Origin of the sequence: Alteromonas sp. KUL42, from assembly GCF_006538325.1 — a bacterium.
Classification (GTDB): domain Bacteria; phylum Pseudomonadota; class Gammaproteobacteria; order Enterobacterales; family Alteromonadaceae; genus Alteromonas.
Genome location: NZ_BJKK01000015.1, coordinates 1 through 14,893, shown reverse-complemented (window position 1 = coordinate 14,893; position 14,893 = coordinate 1). Strand labels below are relative to the sequence as shown.

Below are 14,893 nucleotides of genomic sequence, written 5' to 3'. Positions count from 1 at the left end.
CGCCAACAATTTAAAGTGTTAACTGCTCGCCGCTCATTACTTGCAGTAAGAATGGCGTCAACCCAACAACACCCACTAACATTAAAAGCGTCATTGTTACTAAAAAACCTGCCGTCGCGTATTTGACATTCTTGTTCCGACTTCTTGTTGCGTAGAAGTACAGTTGTGCGCCACCAAGCGGCAGTAAAAAACAACCGAACGTCCAAAATGGGAAGAAAATATCTCCAAAAACGGGCGTACCACCTAACATCGTACCGTTTATAAAATAGCTAAACACCCCGACTCGCAAAAACCACTGTGCGTTTGAAACCAAAAACAACCTGATTGCCCACTTCCTATGGCTGGTAATATCCCGATTTCTGGCAGTTTTCACCGTTAAATATGCAAAGGTTAAAATAAGAAAACCGTTAATACTGGTACCAACGGCTGAGAGTGTGTCAGGACTAGCGCCTTTTATCCACGAAAGATAAAAACCAGACAATGCCAGGCACATAACGGTAACTAAATACACATACCCATTAATTTTGTGAAATGTTGGCGCAATTGCGCGTACTTTGGGAACTAATTGAAGTGCGCCCCCGAAGGCAACTACTCCCGCGCCTATGGCATGAACCGCAAAAACAAGGTTTCCTAAAGTATCACCTGATGTATAAGGTGTGCTGCCAAATGCTTCCCAGCGGTTCCAAATAGCCATATTATTATTGATGACTGAGTAGCCATAAAACGACATGATGTAATAAAAGAAAAACCATTGCCCTGTAAGTATTGCCAGAAACCAAAATATTGAAGAATATTTTAGCGCTTTATCGGCAAGTAATTTTGTCGTTTTTGGGTTTGTAGTTCTACCCCTGAATCATTTTTACTCTGTGATGGTTTTACTAACTTTTCTGAGACCATGCCCATAACACGTCCTTTTTCGTTCAACTAATTTCCGTTGAATTTTGTCCAAACGCATCATTTATGTCGTCCGAATGGGCATTTTCGGACAAATCGGTTACTCAATAGCTGCTTTTTTATACTGAAATGACTTTTTGTAGGCTGTTGGCGTCTCGCCAACTTGCTTTTTGAATGCAGAATTAAATGTCGATTTCGACTTAAAACCAACTTCATAAGCGATAGTTGAAACTAATTTCTCAGAATTCGTAAGCAATGCTTTTGCCTCTTCCACTCGATAGCGATTTACGAATTGAAAAAAGTTAGTCTCTAAATATTGAGAAAGCGTCTCAGAAATATGGTTTTCGCTAACCGAGATGTGATTGGACAAACTGTTTAAAGACAAATCTTCATCTTTATATAAACTTTGCTCTACCATAGCCGACGTTAATTTATTCGCTATCAGACCCATTTTGTCCTGTGAAATAATCGCTTCTCTGTCTGTGACCATCGGTTCACTGCTTTTTTCTGACTCAGTTAATTGAATTTGTTTAAAAGCCAGTTGAACAAACGATATAAGCACACCTAATTCAAAGACTGGCAGAAATACACCAATAGAAAGCCACTTAACACCAAAAAAAGTTAACGCATAATCAGCGGCATAAAAAAGCCAAACTAAACCCCATAAAAAAAGTAGCACCCTAAGCCAGTCCATCGAACGTTGTTCAATGGCTGAATATTTATCCATTAATTGTTGCTTATGCTTAGCATGTAACACAAACGCGGCAAACAAGTAGGCAAAGGTGAATAAAATGAAGGTAATAGCAGCTGTAGCACAGGTAAAAATCGCCACCTTCCAAAGTTCAGGATCTCTTGTACTAGGGTTAGCCAATGCCAACTTTTGCTCGGAACTCATTGAAAAGACAAAAGGAATCATCACCACTACAATTATTAGTGGGCCACTTAAAGCAATAAGTTGACTCTTTAGCGTGACACGTCTAGTTGGCAACATCGCTGTAAAAGCGTAGAAATAAAGCGCTGGTCCTAATAACATTCTAATTGGCAGTTGAAATCCTGCTATGCTCGGTGCATACCGATACACACCAGAATAGATATAAAGCTCGCCTGCAATATGGATGAATAGTAAAAACAGTAACCCAGTCAGATATTTATTCTGTTTATACCTTGGTTCCCATGCCGTTCTTGCAAGAGCAGAAATAATCACTCCCATCATCGCAGAATACAAAATGGTGGGCACCACGTTAATCATCATATTTTTCCATTGGGTTTTGACTAGCTAATTTTTTGATGGTAGACAACCATTTCTCTTTTAATCCAATAGTGCCTTGTCAGAAAAAGAGTAAAAGTACTTCACCGACCAATTGTAGTGTCATCGTGGTGTAACGTATAACTACTCATTAAACGTTCAATACTGCCATCATTTTTAGCCGATTGAATAGCTCGATTTATAGATGGTAGCAGCTTAATGTGCTCTGCTCTTAACCGTAAGACCAGGTGGCCGGCATTGTTGTTCATAATACGTTGGATAGGAATTCCCAATTCTTTTGACCAAAACTGTGCCGCTGCCTGTTCGATAATAGCGACGTCGAATCGTTCCATTGATAGCCCTTTCACCAAGAGTTTCTCAGAGGCAAAGTCTATTCGCTGAAAATATTCTTCATTAACATACATATAGCCCGCTACAGTGCCCACAGACAGGCCAGCTATATCGTCCAACGAGTTTATCTTAGATGGTTTACCTGCTAATCGATAAAAACTCTCTGTGAATGCGAAAATAGGCACACTGAAGACGTAACCCTGTAGCGACTTGTTATCGCTAAACCAGTCTGGATTTACAAAATCAAAGTCCAACAACCCCTCTTCTAACGCTTTTACTGCCCGCTTTGTCGGTAACACCACTGACTCTATCTCAATTCCAGCCCGCTCCATTATCATCGGAATAAGCTCAGCGTAAATACCAGGATGCTCCGGATTGCCCGTATAGTCATAGGGAATTAAACCTCCGGATGCATCTACATCATATCGAAGCTGCGCTTGCGCTGTCGTCGGTGATTGAAAAAAACATACACTTACCACAATTACACTTAGGCGAATTAACCTGCGCATATACCCGACATCCCTCCTGCTAGTAATATGCTAGTAATTAATTAAGTAGAATAAAGAGAAGTATTCAGTCCCTTCCTTATGACGGTATAGCTTACTCAAAGGTGCGTCAACACATTTGGTGATTTTGAAATATTGGATAGTAAGAGCTTGATATTGAGAGAAGTGTAAATTTCAACAAGGACAAAAAAACCGGCCTTTGCCGGTTCTTTGTATTTGGCGGGCCGAATGGGATGAGTATGGGCACTGGGAGTTACTCATTAAAATCTAGATTAACTCATTGTTAAATAAACCTTTTCAAAAGTGAAGATGGGGCGCACCCTACATATATTAAGTGACCAAACTTAAATGAGTTAATTATAAGAAATTAAATATCAGGAATGATATCCGATACGATGGCAGTTTATCTTGGAGAAAACAGATATCTTTGGATGAAATCAATGGCTACCCTTTCAAGAACGGTTTTAATGATACTTCTATTCATTGGATGAGTGTGATTACCAAAGGATATTGGCGGTATATAAAGAGCAAGCGAATATTTGACGTAATCACACTATCAATGTTTCGGTGATTCGGTTAGTTAGCTTTGCCAACTGCAACACAATGCTATTCAAGTATGTCTCAACCATATATAGCGAACACTGCTTACGTTTATGGCTATATTTCTTTCAGACCTGAGCATGTATTCCCCATTAAGAGATTCATGTGTAAACGAACTAAAACCTCATCTACTCGATCGTCGATACTACAATTTTCGCAGAATGTCATTTACAGTCCTTTGTGCTGAAATTGAAACTGCGAGATAGCTATTTGTAAATCTATGCGCACCAGTCGTTAGGGAACCTGTCAAGGTGTATAGCCAACCGTGTTCTTCTTCATTCTGATTCCAAACTGCTCCTGTATACCAATTCAATTTAATACCATACGCTTGTTCGCCAATGAAATAAGGAGAAATTTGGGATTTTTCATGCATTTTTTCAACAAGTGCGTTGTCCATCTGGAATGGGTTGCTTGATATGCCTCCGCAATTGATAAGATATGAAAAACCATTGCCAGTATATTCAAGTGTCGAAGAGAGACTTTCATTCTCGATATCTTCGCTCAAATAAATCTTGCCTTCTTTAAGAATGAGGGAATCTTCATCCGGATATTCAACACTATGCACCATTCCTTCTTTCAACCACCTCAAAAGTCTCTCCCCATTGACCTTTGGAATTGGAGCCCAGAATTTGTCAAATATGCGCCGATATTTTGTCAAAAACAATTCTTTGTTTTTCAGGTCAAGTGCATTCCAAACAAGTGGGATAGTGTATTCATCCAGCAATTTGGCCACACTAAACCACAAAGAATAAGCATCCGCCAAATCAATGCTTTCTTGCAGCATTACTTGTTGCGGTTTAACGTCAAATCCATCCTGCTCGATATCATCATGATCTCGACCTAATACTGTTTGCATATCGTCCTCAACTAAATTTTGAATGGACGTTAATCCTTTTGGACACTCGTAGAATCGCCCCTTTTTCTTAAACTCCTGTACTCGCAACTCTGATAACAAAAGAGATTGGACATCTTCTAGCGTAAGAGATTGTTTTTTAGATTCCAACTCGTTAATCAAATTTGTTAGGTATGGATAATCAACAAAGTAAGAACCTAGCTTGAGTTGTTTCGGTCTTACAAACGGTAGTTTACCACTGCGTGAATACCACAAGATGTTATTAGGTTGCCATCGAGATTCTTGGCTAACACCATTACCAGTGTGATGCAACATCCGCATTGTCGCATCTATTGAGGATAAGCTTGAGCCACGAATCAGCACTTTCTCATTAGATTTTATTCGCCTAATACTCTCGATGTCCCAGCCATCAATATATCCTGAAAAACTCTTAAAGATATCTGGCTTCTTGGATTTAATATTTCCAAGAGCTAAGACTACAAACTGATATCCGTTACAGGTTTGTTTAGCGCCAACATTATTTTCCGTATATTTTACTGTAACGGTATTGTCCTCGAGCTTTGTCAACTCAACCACATTACCACTTATAATATTGACCGCAATATTTGGCCTTGTAGAAGGGTTATTGGATTTCCATCGCTCGTCTAATGCTCTGGACATTGCATTTCGGGATGGATACTCTGCACCAGCTTCTTTATCTCCAGTTTTTTCCAATATCTCTTGAATTATTTCAAACTCATGATAGTCAGGACCAAGCGTTTCTGCTCGCATATTAGCTAAAACTGGCGTTTCCTCAGGAGTCCATGCGACACCATGACCAAAAGTATGCTCCGCACTAAAAACGTCCAATGATAATACCACGGAATCAGGAAATGAATCTCCTAGGCGGATTACAAATTCACGAGCACCTGCCCCACCACCTATTACTGCAATTCTAATTTGGTCCATATACATTTTCTCTTTCAATGAGTAAATTTCTAGATCTGATAATTACGGAGACTTTTAACGATCTTCATCAGTTCTCTAGTACCTAAATTAGTAGTAGGGAAGGTAAATCTATTTAAATCTCCTAGATGTTCTACAGAGAGGTAAACTTGATTAGATTTGTAAGCACCACTATCTTCGTCTTTTAGTTTCAGACTGATTCCAAGTGCTTTAGTCGAATGACTAATTCTCTGTGCAATAAAATTTAAAATAAGACCAAAGCCAGCGCATGTTAGAACATTATCAATGTTAAAAGTCTCTGATTCTTGAGTTTCCGTATATTCCTTTACAACAATAGAAGAATACTTAATCCTATCTTTAGGTACATTGAATAATTTGCTTAGTTCCTTCCACGATTTATCCAATTGTTCTTTTGTAATTTGACCATAACTATCTTTGAGAGACTCTGAGGCGACTTGCAAAACGTCTTTTGTAGCGACAGACAAACACCCTCTGTCAGCCAAGTGAAGAAATACAGAAGCTGCCTGTGTTTGTGTGAAGGCACTTAAAAGCTCTTCTTTCGTAGGTGCTATTTGTTCGGCATTAATGCCTAGACTGGCTAGTGAGTCAGCCAATACTTTCCTTTCCAAAACCATAGAACCTTGGTTTTTGAAATGCTTTATCAATCGATTACAGTCAATGTGTTTTACTGAAAGCTCCCCTGTCGATAAGTCCGTATCAATAACGTCAGCAGAATTCAATATTCCGCTATTACCTGGGCTTGCAAAAGTAAATTCCACAGTTCTTCTATTATTCATAATATTTTAGCCATAGTTGGATTGAGTAAAAAAAATGTACATTATATATAAAGCATCCTGATTCGCTCTCTCGGACAAAAAAGACAATTTTTTACTTTTTAGTGCAAAAAACGCGACAACTAGCAAAGGTGCGAACAAGACCCGGATATGAGATCCGTAGCGGCACAATAATTCACAAAGCTCTCTCCATGAGCCACCAGTTCACCTATGCCGACATTGAGTTTTCCATCAAAAGCCGCCGGGCGAGAAGGAGATCTTCTTATTCTGGTGGCAGGAAATGACCGTCTCCCATATCATTTAGCAACGATGTTCCGCATTCATTATGAGCAACAGTAGTATAGTCTTAGTGATGACGCATTGGAGAAGCGTTGTATGAAATTTCGTCGATGCGTCAGTCTGCCCAGTTGCCACTGGATAAAGCCATTCCAGACGGTACGACCATCATGAACTTCCCGCACTTTCAGGAAAAGCAATAGTTCACTCATTAACTATTCAAAACAGTAATTCAATAGCTGTCCGATAGCGGTGTGATGATTGGTGTGGATGCGAAGAGCAGCTTAGCACATACACTGCTTACTAATTTTGCCAACAAATATGACTTTAACCAAATGAATAATCTGCTGCATGGCGATGAAGAGATCATTTCCGGCGATGCCGGTAATTCAGGCGCAGAGAAGCGAGCAGTTTCAAGTTACGGAAGTGGAATGGCTGAAAACAGAGTACTTCGGCAAAGTCTATGTATTAAAAATGCGTCACTGTAAATACAAAACCACCATCTACATCGGTTACCTAAAAGGTAGCATCCGGGCAAAGATAGAACAGCCGTTTAGGCCAATCCAATGTCAGTTGAGCTTCATTAAAGCACGGTTACTAATGATAAGATACTTACAGTTAGCCATGCTAATCACCATGGCTAACCTGTTTAAACTAGACCAGATATTGCAACGACAACCAAAATCTGGCTGAAATCAGGGAATAGCTCGGAATAGGGCCGAAATACAACGCAGAACGACCATTAATTGCTCAAAATTTGAAATTTGCGTTCAAAAAGGTACGGTCCGTCCAAAGTCTCGCTTACCACCTAAATTGTAAGACTTAATAACAGTTTCCCCTAGTTAAAAAAACAGAGAAATAAACAAAAGTTCGTTGAACTGGATATTAATTAACCGTACATTGAGTAAAATACAAACAACGAATAATTGAAACATTTGGTATTTCACGGACGAATTTCATGAATCTATTTACAAGCACTCTTGCCCGTATTTATGCTGGAATGAAAGCAACATTTCATACAGATAAGCAATTAGCAGACTGGGTCGTTTCTTTAGAAAACATTGAACCTGCTAAACAAGCAATATGGGCTAAATCTTATCTAGAACTAATCAACAGAATTGGACATCGCTGGCTAACCAAGCAGCTTTTATCTTTTGATGATACTGAAGCATATGCGCTTTTAAACAGCGCTTGTGCAGAGACTATTAAGAATTATCAATCTAAAAATCCTGTTGAAATCGATATTGCAAAGTTTTCTTATACTTTAACAAATCGATTAATGAATACCGATGTCAGAAAAGAGAATGCAACCTTTAAAAACGTAGATCCATATACCTTTCAGCGCTTACTACAATATCATTTCAATCAACATCAATACGATATTTGGACTGGAGACGAGTATGTTTCAAGCTTTCGAGAAGTGGTTATTGCAGCGCTCGAATCTCGCTCTTCCAAAAAGAACGGCTCAGTATCTCGTACTACAAAGAGCGGTTATAACGCTGTTAAAATTATAGATGTGTGGGAGCATATTATATCCGAAGTGGAAGACGAATTTGGCGAAGCAGCGGCACGCCCTACATCACTTAAAGTGGTTGAAGCGCTCGCAGCTAGGCTTGATCTGACTGAAAACGAAGTAAATGCAGCTATAAAGCTAATCAAGCGTTCAATTGAAAAACGTCCCAACAAAAATAAATAATAATTCACATCAAGATCATATATATCGCTGAAGAGCATTGGTTTTATATACTTTTAGCACTGTTTGATATCTTTGTTTATATGAAGAAATTTGAATTTTAGCGCACTTAACTAAGTATCATTTTGTCGTTGAACATACTCTGCAAATTTCAAGTGTCCTTTCAACCTTGGTAGGTCGTCCGCAGAAACTTTACCTTGCTCAACCATATGGCGGAATGCTCTGATTTTATTTCTATAACCTTTCGTTAAAATTACAGTATCTTCCTTCACTAAGAGCCCATGAATTTTTAAACGTTGTCCTTTTTCAGCATCAGCGAAATAGGTTTTATCAGTGTTCAGGGAAAATGTCGTCGCTTCAAATATAGAATGAAGTTCGCCAGCGATTTCTGACTTAAACTCGGCTTTACCTGATAAAACTATGTCATCGGCATAGCGTGAAACCTGCAAACCATACTTATTAGCCATTGCCTTTAGGCCCGCATCCACATCTTTCATAACAAGATTTGATATAACCGGGCTAGCCGGTGACCCTTGAGCTAATTTTGAGTTAAGAGAGCAAATATTTGAGAGAAGTGTAGCTGAACCATGTGAATAACCAAGCTCTTTGAATGCTTCAGATATTTGGAGGTCTGTTATCGATGAAAAAAAGTTTTCTATATCGACTGAGTAAACCCATTTTGCTCCCTGATGTGACTTAGCTGCATCAACAAAAGATTTGCCTTTTACGAAGCCATACACATGATCTTCAAAAACTAATGCAGAGCTCAAATGAGCTCCCAACCACTTTTGGACGACTTTCAGCGCAACTCGTGGCGAATGAATTGTTCTTGTCTTTTTACCCTGTTTAATTTGAAAACTACGATAAAACTTATGCTGCTTTTTGGATAATGCATAAACAAAATCGAGCGAATAACCAAATAGAACTGCTATGCAAACTTCGGAAATACCAATTGGCAAAGACTTGCCATAAATTTCTTCGAGCTCTTGCTTACAAGCTGTTCGATGATTTACAGGCAATGCCTCTAGGAATTTATTGAAGGAATTAAAAGAAACTAGGAGCGGCGCGGCATTCATGACACTGTACTTTTAATAAAATTTACAACGATGGACAAACGTCCAGCCGGGCGAAGCACGGATGGACGTTTGTCCATCGGTGTTTCTGTGTCTAGCCTTCGCAAACGGGCATGATCCACACCCTCGCGACAATCATTCGCCGCTCCGTAGGTAAATATCACCATTTTTTTCGTCCTAATTCAAGTACTCTCACAATATCTGTTCCATTTCTAGATTTAATCGATGGGACTACATTTAGCCCCATCATTGTAAGCACATAGTTACCATCAGGGTGTTCTCGCACAACAATCCCCTTTTTTATCAACTTATCTAGGATTCTACTAACCCAGCTAGCCGTTGTATCGGGGTAATCGTGTTGAAAGATTTCGGCTAACTCAATTGCTTTAATCGGCTGGCGCTCTTTAATAGCCTTAAGTAACAGGATATTTGATGGAAGCATCGGTTCACTGTTAATCCAATGCATCGCATTAAGCTTGAGACCTGACAAGACAAGCATTTGATTAACAACCTCTGTTATCTCATCTTTTTTAAGCTCTCCGCCTTTAGTTGACTGAAGCCAAATACTAATTACATCTTCAGCCCCATAGGACAAGTACAACTGTTCTACTGAATTTTCAAAACGGGAATTAATCAGCTGAACTATTCCTGCTTCAAGCTCTTCACTCTTTCTTGATTTTAAATAGACTGTTTGGACTTCAACATTGTATTTACTTGATAATCGGTTGCATAACTGCTTGATTTGACGACGCGTTACATGGCCTACTTTTGTGTCTTCGCTTAGTTTGTCTTTGGGAATATACAGAACAATAGAGTCGTCATTAGCTCTGACTTGTATATCTACGACAAAATATTTCGAAAGCTTGTCTGGATATTCGCTAATATCATCAATGTTAAGCAAGCCCAGCCTCCTTCCATACACTTATAATCGTTTTACAATATGCAGATGCTCTATCTGGCCATGATCTCGCACTGTCTAACTTATGAGTCTGAAGACTTATAATCTTGTTATTATCGATACAGATTAACTTTTCAGGCTTGTAATCAGCTATAACCCTCGCGTCATACGCTCTTTCCAGCATTTCTGCCAATTCTTCCGAAGCTTCGTTTAAACGGTTAATCAAGCGACTTTTTTCTGTCAATGTAATGATGCCCTGCCTGTGAAAATGCTCAACTGATTTCTTAAGTCGCAGTCTGATAGTATCTCTAAGGCGGTTTGGAATTTCTTTATGAGGAGTAGATTTCCATTTCGGATCCAAGAACGCTAACATTTCCCTTGTTATCAGAAACGCAGCATAATAAAAACGATTAAACGCACTTCTACCATACAAATCCCTATCAGCTATAGGCTGCTTTTCTAATGCAAGCTTGCTAAGAGCTTCACCAACTAATTTCATCAGTAATGCCCCTTGATATATCCACCAACCTTATTGAACATATACTGCTAGTGTCCTGTTTGATCATCATGTGTTGTTTGCTCAAATAGTTCGCTTATCTCACAATTGAACAAAATGCAGAGTTTATCTATTGCTTCAAGATCTACTTTTTGCGCTGTTTCACGGTAAAGCAGAGTTATAGTATTTCTACTCACCCCTGTCTCTCTGGCAACGTCTGCAATTCGCATTTTGTGCTCGCCCATTAGTCTTGCGAGGTGACATTTGATCACTGTTTGCTCCGAACAACATGTCTATTGTCACTAGATTAACACCCACGACTTAAGATGCAATTTTTTAAGTTGAAATGAAAATTTAGAAGATGAAGGTCAAAATACAGTCAGATTCATATCATATGAAGACACGTATTAAGGATTGTGAATTTATATAATTATGCATTCTACTCAATCAACCACAGCAATAGACAACATAAGAGTTATATAAAAAAACCATTAATAAGAAAATGTTATTAAAAATTATTATCAAACATAAATGGTATCGCAGCAATGATGCTCATTAATCAAGTTTGTGTATTGAATACAATTTATTAGCTCGATACTAATTGAACCCCAACCTTTGTCTGTAGCTTTGTTATATTATTGTATCCCATTGTTTTACATACATTTGATAAAGTTTCCAAGTTGACACCAGCCCCTGACCATCTACATATATGAGTGCCCACTCACATAAGCGAAAGGTCAGCATCATGACTTCAAACGAAGATAAACCACTATGTGAGATAGAACTCAAGCAAACATCTTTGAAAAAGAGAAATGAGGCAATTTTAAAGATCATAACGTCTGCTCTGATTTCTATCTCCAAAGCTTATTCTGAGTTGGAAAAAATTGACACCAAACTACCTGAGAACATGAAGGGGTATGACGATGAAAACTAACCAACAAACCCGAATAGTAGGATATTTACGAGTCAGTACGGACAGACAAGCAAAAGAAAATCACTCTCTCGCGGATCAAGAGGAAAGTATTAAACAATGGGCAGTTGAACACGATGCAGAAATTCTGGATATGTTTGTTGATGAAGGCCGTAGCGGTTTCAAGGGTTCGCGACCAGCGTATGAAAAGATGTTGACTGAAATCCAAACGGGGCAATTGCTCGTTGATTACGTAGTTGCCTATAGTCAATCGAGATTAGCCAGAAACGAAAGAGAACGCCACACTGCTGTGCATATTCTTGAGCAAGCTGGGGATAGATTCATTTCGATCATGGAACCCTCTCCTGAAGACCGAGATATGGACTTCATGATGAGTACTGTTCAGGGTGCTATGTTCGAAATGCAAAGCCGACAACAAAGCAAACTAGCTTCTACCAAATTAAACAAGTATGCCAAGCTCGGCTATCATACAGGCGGCATAGCACCATTTGGCTATAAGTCCACAGAGGTTCTGGACCCGATAGATAATCGAAAACGCAAAGTCTTAACGATCAATGAAGAAGAATCTGAAGTTGTACGAATTATATTTAAATTATCTCTAAACGGCACTAGCGGTACTCGTATGGGTACAAAAGCCATCGCGACATATTTGAACGAGAATTGCATCAAAAGGCGGGGAAAAGCTTGGTCTTTCAACGATATTCATAAAATTCTGACTGACACCATTTATTATGGTGAAAGATTGTACGGAAAAAACGAGAAAAAGTCTGCGCAATAATAGTGAGCCAACCGTTCAAAAAGTTCCGTCAATCATTGATAAGGCGGTTTTTGATGAGGTAAAAGAGGAACTGAAATTTAACGCCCCTCAGAAAAACAACCATCAGGCTATCACTTCACCTGCTCTATTGACCGGGCTAGCCAAATGTAGTGTATGCGGTTCAAATATGGTTATAAACACCGGAAAAAGTGGTAAATACAAGTACTACAAATGTCGAAATAGAATTAAATGCTCTGTTAAATCTTGCGATATGAGACAAATCCCGAAAGATAAACTAGAAGAAGCAGTGTTATCTGAAATACGGGAAAAATTGCTCAACAATATGACAATGAACGCTCTGTTAGAAGACATAAAGCACGCAGTTCGTGACAGGTTTTCAGAATATGAAGTAAAGCTTTTTGAACTCAATAGTAAAAAAGGCAAGATTGAGTCTAAATGTCAAAGGCTGATCGAGTTAGTCGGTTCCGGCGAGTTAATACCATCAGAGCTCGTCAACAAAAATATTGCCCAACATCAGACAGACATTCAGCGCCTCGAAGTGAAGATTAACGAATATAAGAACTTTCTAAAAGTTCCAATAAAAAAGTTTGGGCCCAAAAAAGTCGCGGTTTTTCTCGAAGCTGCTAGAGCTGTTCTGCTAGAACCTGGTACAAATGTTTGCAAAAGTCTTTTATTCGCTCTTGTAGATAAGATAACTGTGCGTAATGAGAGCGTATTAGTAAAGGGAAGAAAGTTTAAAACGATGGGGCTTATTTCGGGCTATGAGGCTGGGCACTCATTTTTCAGAGTGCCCAGTCACATGTCAATTTGGCGGAGAGAGAGGGATTCGAACCCTCGATACGCTATTAACGTATACACACTTTCCAGGCGTGCGCCTTCAGCCACTCAGCCATCTCTCCAAATTGTTGTAACTGCTGCGTAGCAACACTTACTTAATAGGTTTCAAGGTTTTGCCTTGAGCGCGCGTATAGTAGGTAATGCCGCGCGCTTAATCAAGAACTTGCTAAAAATTAATGAACAAGTGCTTATAAAACGTTCTTTTACAGGCCGCCTTTAGCTTTTAATTCGGCTGAAAAGTTTAACATGCGATCAAGTGGTATTAGTGCGCCTTCGCGTAAAGCGTCATCCACAAAGATTTCATGGCCATCACTTTCCCCTGTTAAAGACGCCTTAATGGCCTCTAATCCGTTCATCGCCATCCACGGGCAGTGAGCACAGCTTTTACAGGTTGCACCGTTACCGCCCGTTGGGGCTTCAATAAAGGTCTTATTTGGCGTAAGTTGCTGCATCTTATAAAAGATGCCTTTGTCGGTTGCCACAATAAACGTGTCGTTATCCATGGTTTGCGACGCTTTAATCAACTGACTCGTTGACCCTACCGCATCAGCCATTTCAACCACGCTTGCCGGTGATTCTGGGTGAACCAAAATTGCAGCATCAGGATACAAGGCTTTCATGTCGGCCAGCTTCTGCGCTGAGAACTCGTCATGAACAATACACTCACCCTGCCACATCAGCATGTCGGCACCAGTTTGTTTAGCAATGTATGAGCCTAAGTGCCTGTCTGGACCCCAAATAATCTTCTTACCTTGGCTGTCGAGATGCTCGACAATTTCAAGGGCAATACTAGATGTGACTACCCAGTCGGCGCGCGCTTTAACTGCCGCTGACGTGTTGGCGTAAACCACAACGGTATGATCAGGGTGTTGGTCACAGAATTCACTGAACTCTTTTACTGGGCAACCAATGTCTAGTGAGCACGTTGCTTCTAGCGTTGGCATAAGTACGGTTTTCTCAGGGCTTAATATTTTTGCTGTTTCACCCATAAAACGTACACCAGCAACAATTAAAGTTTGTTCTTGTGCATCACGACCAAAGCGCGCCATCTCTAGCGAGTCTGCTACACAACCACCCGTTTCTTCAGCCAATGCCTGAATTTCATGGTCGGTGTAATAGTGAGCCACCAGCACCGCGTTGCGGGCTTTTAGCAAGGCTTTAATTTCAGCCTTTAGCTCGGCTTTACGTGCTTCTGATAATGGCTGTGGTTTTGCTGGGAACGGGTATTCAACCTGATCCACTCGAAATGCTACTGACATTAACCTACATCTCTGTTGCGACAAGGGTGCGGATTATACCCAACTGTCATAAAAATTACACACTACATAGACGACAATAGCGTAATAAAATAGTCGTATTAATGCTTACTGTATTGTCTATGGGGTAGAGCCCGATGTTTTGCGTGTTGGGGAGTATTTGGTTTTGAGCTTGATGGTGGGTCGTGCTGGATTACTCGTCACTGCGTTCCTCGCCCTTCGGGCCGTGCTAAAGCACGTTCAAAATCGCTGCGCGAGTTTTGTCGACCAGCTTCGCTGGTTCAAATCCTAATTTTACATTGAAGGATGTTTTGCGTATTAGGGAGTATTTGGTTTTGAGCTTGATGGTGGGTCGTGCTGGATTCGAACCAGCGACCAATTGATTAAAAGTCAACTGCTCTACCAACTGAGCTAACGACCCATCAAGATGACACTTGAGATGCGTTGCGACGTAAATGATGGTGGG

At 39.9% G+C, this 14,893-nt stretch carries 13 protein-coding genes, 2 tRNA genes, 1 other RNA gene and 2 pseudogenes; 5 read left to right on the top strand and 13 right to left on the bottom strand.

Annotated features, from left to right (window positions below; genetic code table 11):
• Positions 1-10: 10 nt before the first annotated feature.
• From EYR97_RS17030 to EYR97_RS17010, 5 genes are all read right to left on the bottom strand, one after another.
• The gene (locus tag EYR97_RS17030) at positions 11-694 is read right to left on the bottom strand and encodes a DUF2306 domain-containing protein (RefSeq protein WP_242635093.1); all 684 of its coding nucleotides are present in this window, start codon (positions 692-694) and stop codon (positions 11-13) included.
• 300 nt (positions 695-994) lie between these two features.
• Entirely contained in the window at positions 995-2,146 is a 1,152-nt protein-coding gene (locus EYR97_RS17025; protein WP_242635092.1) for a helix-turn-helix transcriptional regulator, read from the bottom strand.
• A gap of 98 nt (positions 2,147-2,244) precedes the next feature.
• Entirely contained in the window at positions 2,245-3,000 is a 756-nt protein-coding gene (locus tag EYR97_RS17020; RefSeq protein WP_131094965.1) for an ABC transporter substrate-binding protein, read from the bottom strand.
• Between the two features lie 742 nt (positions 3,001-3,742).
• A complete protein-coding gene (locus EYR97_RS17015) occupies positions 3,743-5,398 on the bottom strand; it encodes an FAD/NAD(P)-binding protein (protein ID WP_165478085.1) in 1,656 nt (551 codons plus the stop codon).
• A gap of 29 nt (positions 5,399-5,427) precedes the next feature.
• Positions 5,428-6,192: a hypothetical protein gene (locus EYR97_RS17010; RefSeq protein WP_131094963.1), complete on the bottom strand. Its 765-nt coding sequence runs from the start codon at positions 6,190-6,192 to the stop codon at positions 5,428-5,430.
• A 188-nt stretch (positions 6,193-6,380) separates the two neighbouring features.
• On the opposite strand from EYR97_RS17010, the pseudogene EYR97_RS17005 reads away from it, so the two are divergent.
• Positions 6,381-7,158: pseudogene (locus EYR97_RS17005) on the top strand (transposase).
• 265 nt (positions 7,159-7,423) lie between these two features.
• A complete protein-coding gene (locus EYR97_RS17000; protein WP_131094962.1) occupies positions 7,424-8,161 on the top strand; it encodes a hypothetical protein in 738 nt (245 codons plus the stop codon).
• A gap of 110 nt (positions 8,162-8,271) precedes the next feature.
• On the opposite strand, the gene EYR97_RS16995 is transcribed toward EYR97_RS17000, so the two are convergent.
• The 4 genes from EYR97_RS16995 to EYR97_RS16980 all read right to left on the bottom strand — a co-directional run bounded on the left by EYR97_RS16995 (position 8,272) and on the right by EYR97_RS16980 (position 10,897).
• Positions 8,272-9,234, bottom strand: a complete 963-nt coding sequence (locus EYR97_RS16995) for a reverse transcriptase family protein (RefSeq protein ID WP_131094961.1) — start codon at positions 9,232-9,234, stop codon at positions 8,272-8,274.
• A gap of 157 nt (positions 9,235-9,391) precedes the next feature.
• Positions 9,392-10,132, bottom strand: coding sequence for a hypothetical protein (locus EYR97_RS16990; protein ID WP_131094960.1), 741 nt, complete (start codon positions 10,130-10,132; stop codon positions 9,392-9,394).
• The gene (locus tag EYR97_RS16985) at positions 10,125-10,628 is read right to left on the bottom strand and encodes a hypothetical protein (RefSeq protein WP_131094959.1); all 504 of its coding nucleotides are present in this window, start codon (positions 10,626-10,628) and stop codon (positions 10,125-10,127) included. Before EYR97_RS16985 ends, EYR97_RS16990 begins: the two co-directional genes overlap by 8 nt.
• 47 nt (positions 10,629-10,675) lie before the next feature.
• Positions 10,676-10,897 carry a helix-turn-helix transcriptional regulator gene (locus EYR97_RS16980; RefSeq protein WP_131094958.1) on the bottom strand — a complete coding sequence of 74 codons (222 nt, stop codon included), beginning with the start codon at positions 10,895-10,897 and terminating at the stop codon, positions 10,676-10,678.
• A gap of 473 nt (positions 10,898-11,370) precedes the next feature.
• Between EYR97_RS16980 and EYR97_RS16975 the strand changes: the two genes are divergently transcribed.
• The 3 genes and pseudogenes from EYR97_RS16975 to EYR97_RS22750 all read left to right on the top strand — a co-directional run.
• On the top strand, positions 11,371-11,559 hold the full coding sequence (locus tag EYR97_RS16975; RefSeq protein WP_131094957.1) for a hypothetical protein: 189 nt from the start codon (positions 11,371-11,373) through the stop codon (positions 11,557-11,559).
• The gene (locus EYR97_RS16970) at positions 11,549-12,334 is read left to right on the top strand and encodes a recombinase family protein (protein WP_165478084.1); all 786 of its coding nucleotides are present in this window, start codon (positions 11,549-11,551) and stop codon (positions 12,332-12,334) included. The genes EYR97_RS16975 and EYR97_RS16970 overlap by 11 nt, the downstream gene beginning before the upstream one ends.
• Positions 12,288-12,626, top strand: a pseudogene (locus EYR97_RS22750) (zinc ribbon domain-containing protein); the annotation flags it as partial. The gene EYR97_RS16970 and the pseudogene EYR97_RS22750, both read left to right, overlap by 47 nt.
• Positions 12,627-13,142: 516 nt before the next feature.
• Here EYR97_RS22750 and EYR97_RS16960 read toward each other — a convergent pair.
• The 4 genes from EYR97_RS16960 to EYR97_RS16945 all read right to left on the bottom strand — a co-directional run bounded on the left by EYR97_RS16960 (position 13,143) and on the right by EYR97_RS16945 (position 14,848).
• A tRNA-Ser gene (locus tag EYR97_RS16960) sits at positions 13,143-13,233 on the bottom strand.
• Positions 13,234-13,374: 141 nt separating this feature from the next.
• Positions 13,375-14,430 carry a quinolinate synthase NadA gene (gene nadA, locus EYR97_RS16955; RefSeq protein ID WP_131094955.1) on the bottom strand — a complete coding sequence of 352 codons (1,056 nt, stop codon included), beginning with the start codon at positions 14,428-14,430 and terminating at the stop codon, positions 13,375-13,377.
• Between the two features lie 173 nt (positions 14,431-14,603).
• Positions 14,604-14,735: non-coding RNA, RtT sRNA (locus tag EYR97_RS16950), on the bottom strand.
• Between the two features lie 37 nt (positions 14,736-14,772).
• A tRNA-Lys gene (locus tag EYR97_RS16945) sits at positions 14,773-14,848 on the bottom strand.
• Between the last annotated feature and the right edge of the window lie 45 nt (positions 14,849-14,893).

Coding starts and splice junctions, on each gene's coding strand:
- EYR97_RS17025 (WP_242635092.1), bottom strand. CDS start 2,146: ATGATGATTAACGTGGTGCCCACCATTTTGTATTCTGCGATGATGGGA.
- EYR97_RS17000 (WP_131094962.1), top strand. CDS start 7,424: ATGAATCTATTTACAAGCACTCTTGCCCGTATTTATGCTGGAATGAAA.
- EYR97_RS17015 (WP_165478085.1), bottom strand. CDS start 5,398: ATGGACCAAATTAGAATTGCAGTAATAGGTGGTGGGGCAGGTGCTCGT.
- EYR97_RS16970 (WP_165478084.1), top strand. CDS start 11,549: ATGAAAACTAACCAACAAACCCGAATAGTAGGATATTTACGAGTCAGT.
- EYR97_RS17010 (WP_131094963.1), bottom strand. CDS start 6,192: ATGAATAATAGAAGAACTGTGGAATTTACTTTTGCAAGCCCAGGTAAT.
- EYR97_RS16995 (WP_131094961.1), bottom strand. CDS start 9,234: ATGAATGCCGCGCCGCTCCTAGTTTCTTTTAATTCCTTCAATAAATTC.
- nadA (WP_131094955.1), bottom strand. CDS start 14,430: ATGTCAGTAGCATTTCGAGTGGATCAGGTTGAATACCCGTTCCCAGCA.
- EYR97_RS16985 (WP_131094959.1), bottom strand. CDS start 10,628: ATGAAATTAGTTGGTGAAGCTCTTAGCAAGCTTGCATTAGAAAAGCAG.
- EYR97_RS17030 (WP_242635093.1), bottom strand. CDS start 694: ATGGCTATTTGGAACCGCTGGGAAGCATTTGGCAGCACACCTTATACA.
- EYR97_RS17020 (WP_131094965.1), bottom strand. CDS start 3,000: ATGCGCAGGTTAATTCGCCTAAGTGTAATTGTGGTAAGTGTATGTTTT.
- EYR97_RS16975 (WP_131094957.1), top strand. CDS start 11,371: ATGACTTCAAACGAAGATAAACCACTATGTGAGATAGAACTCAAGCAA.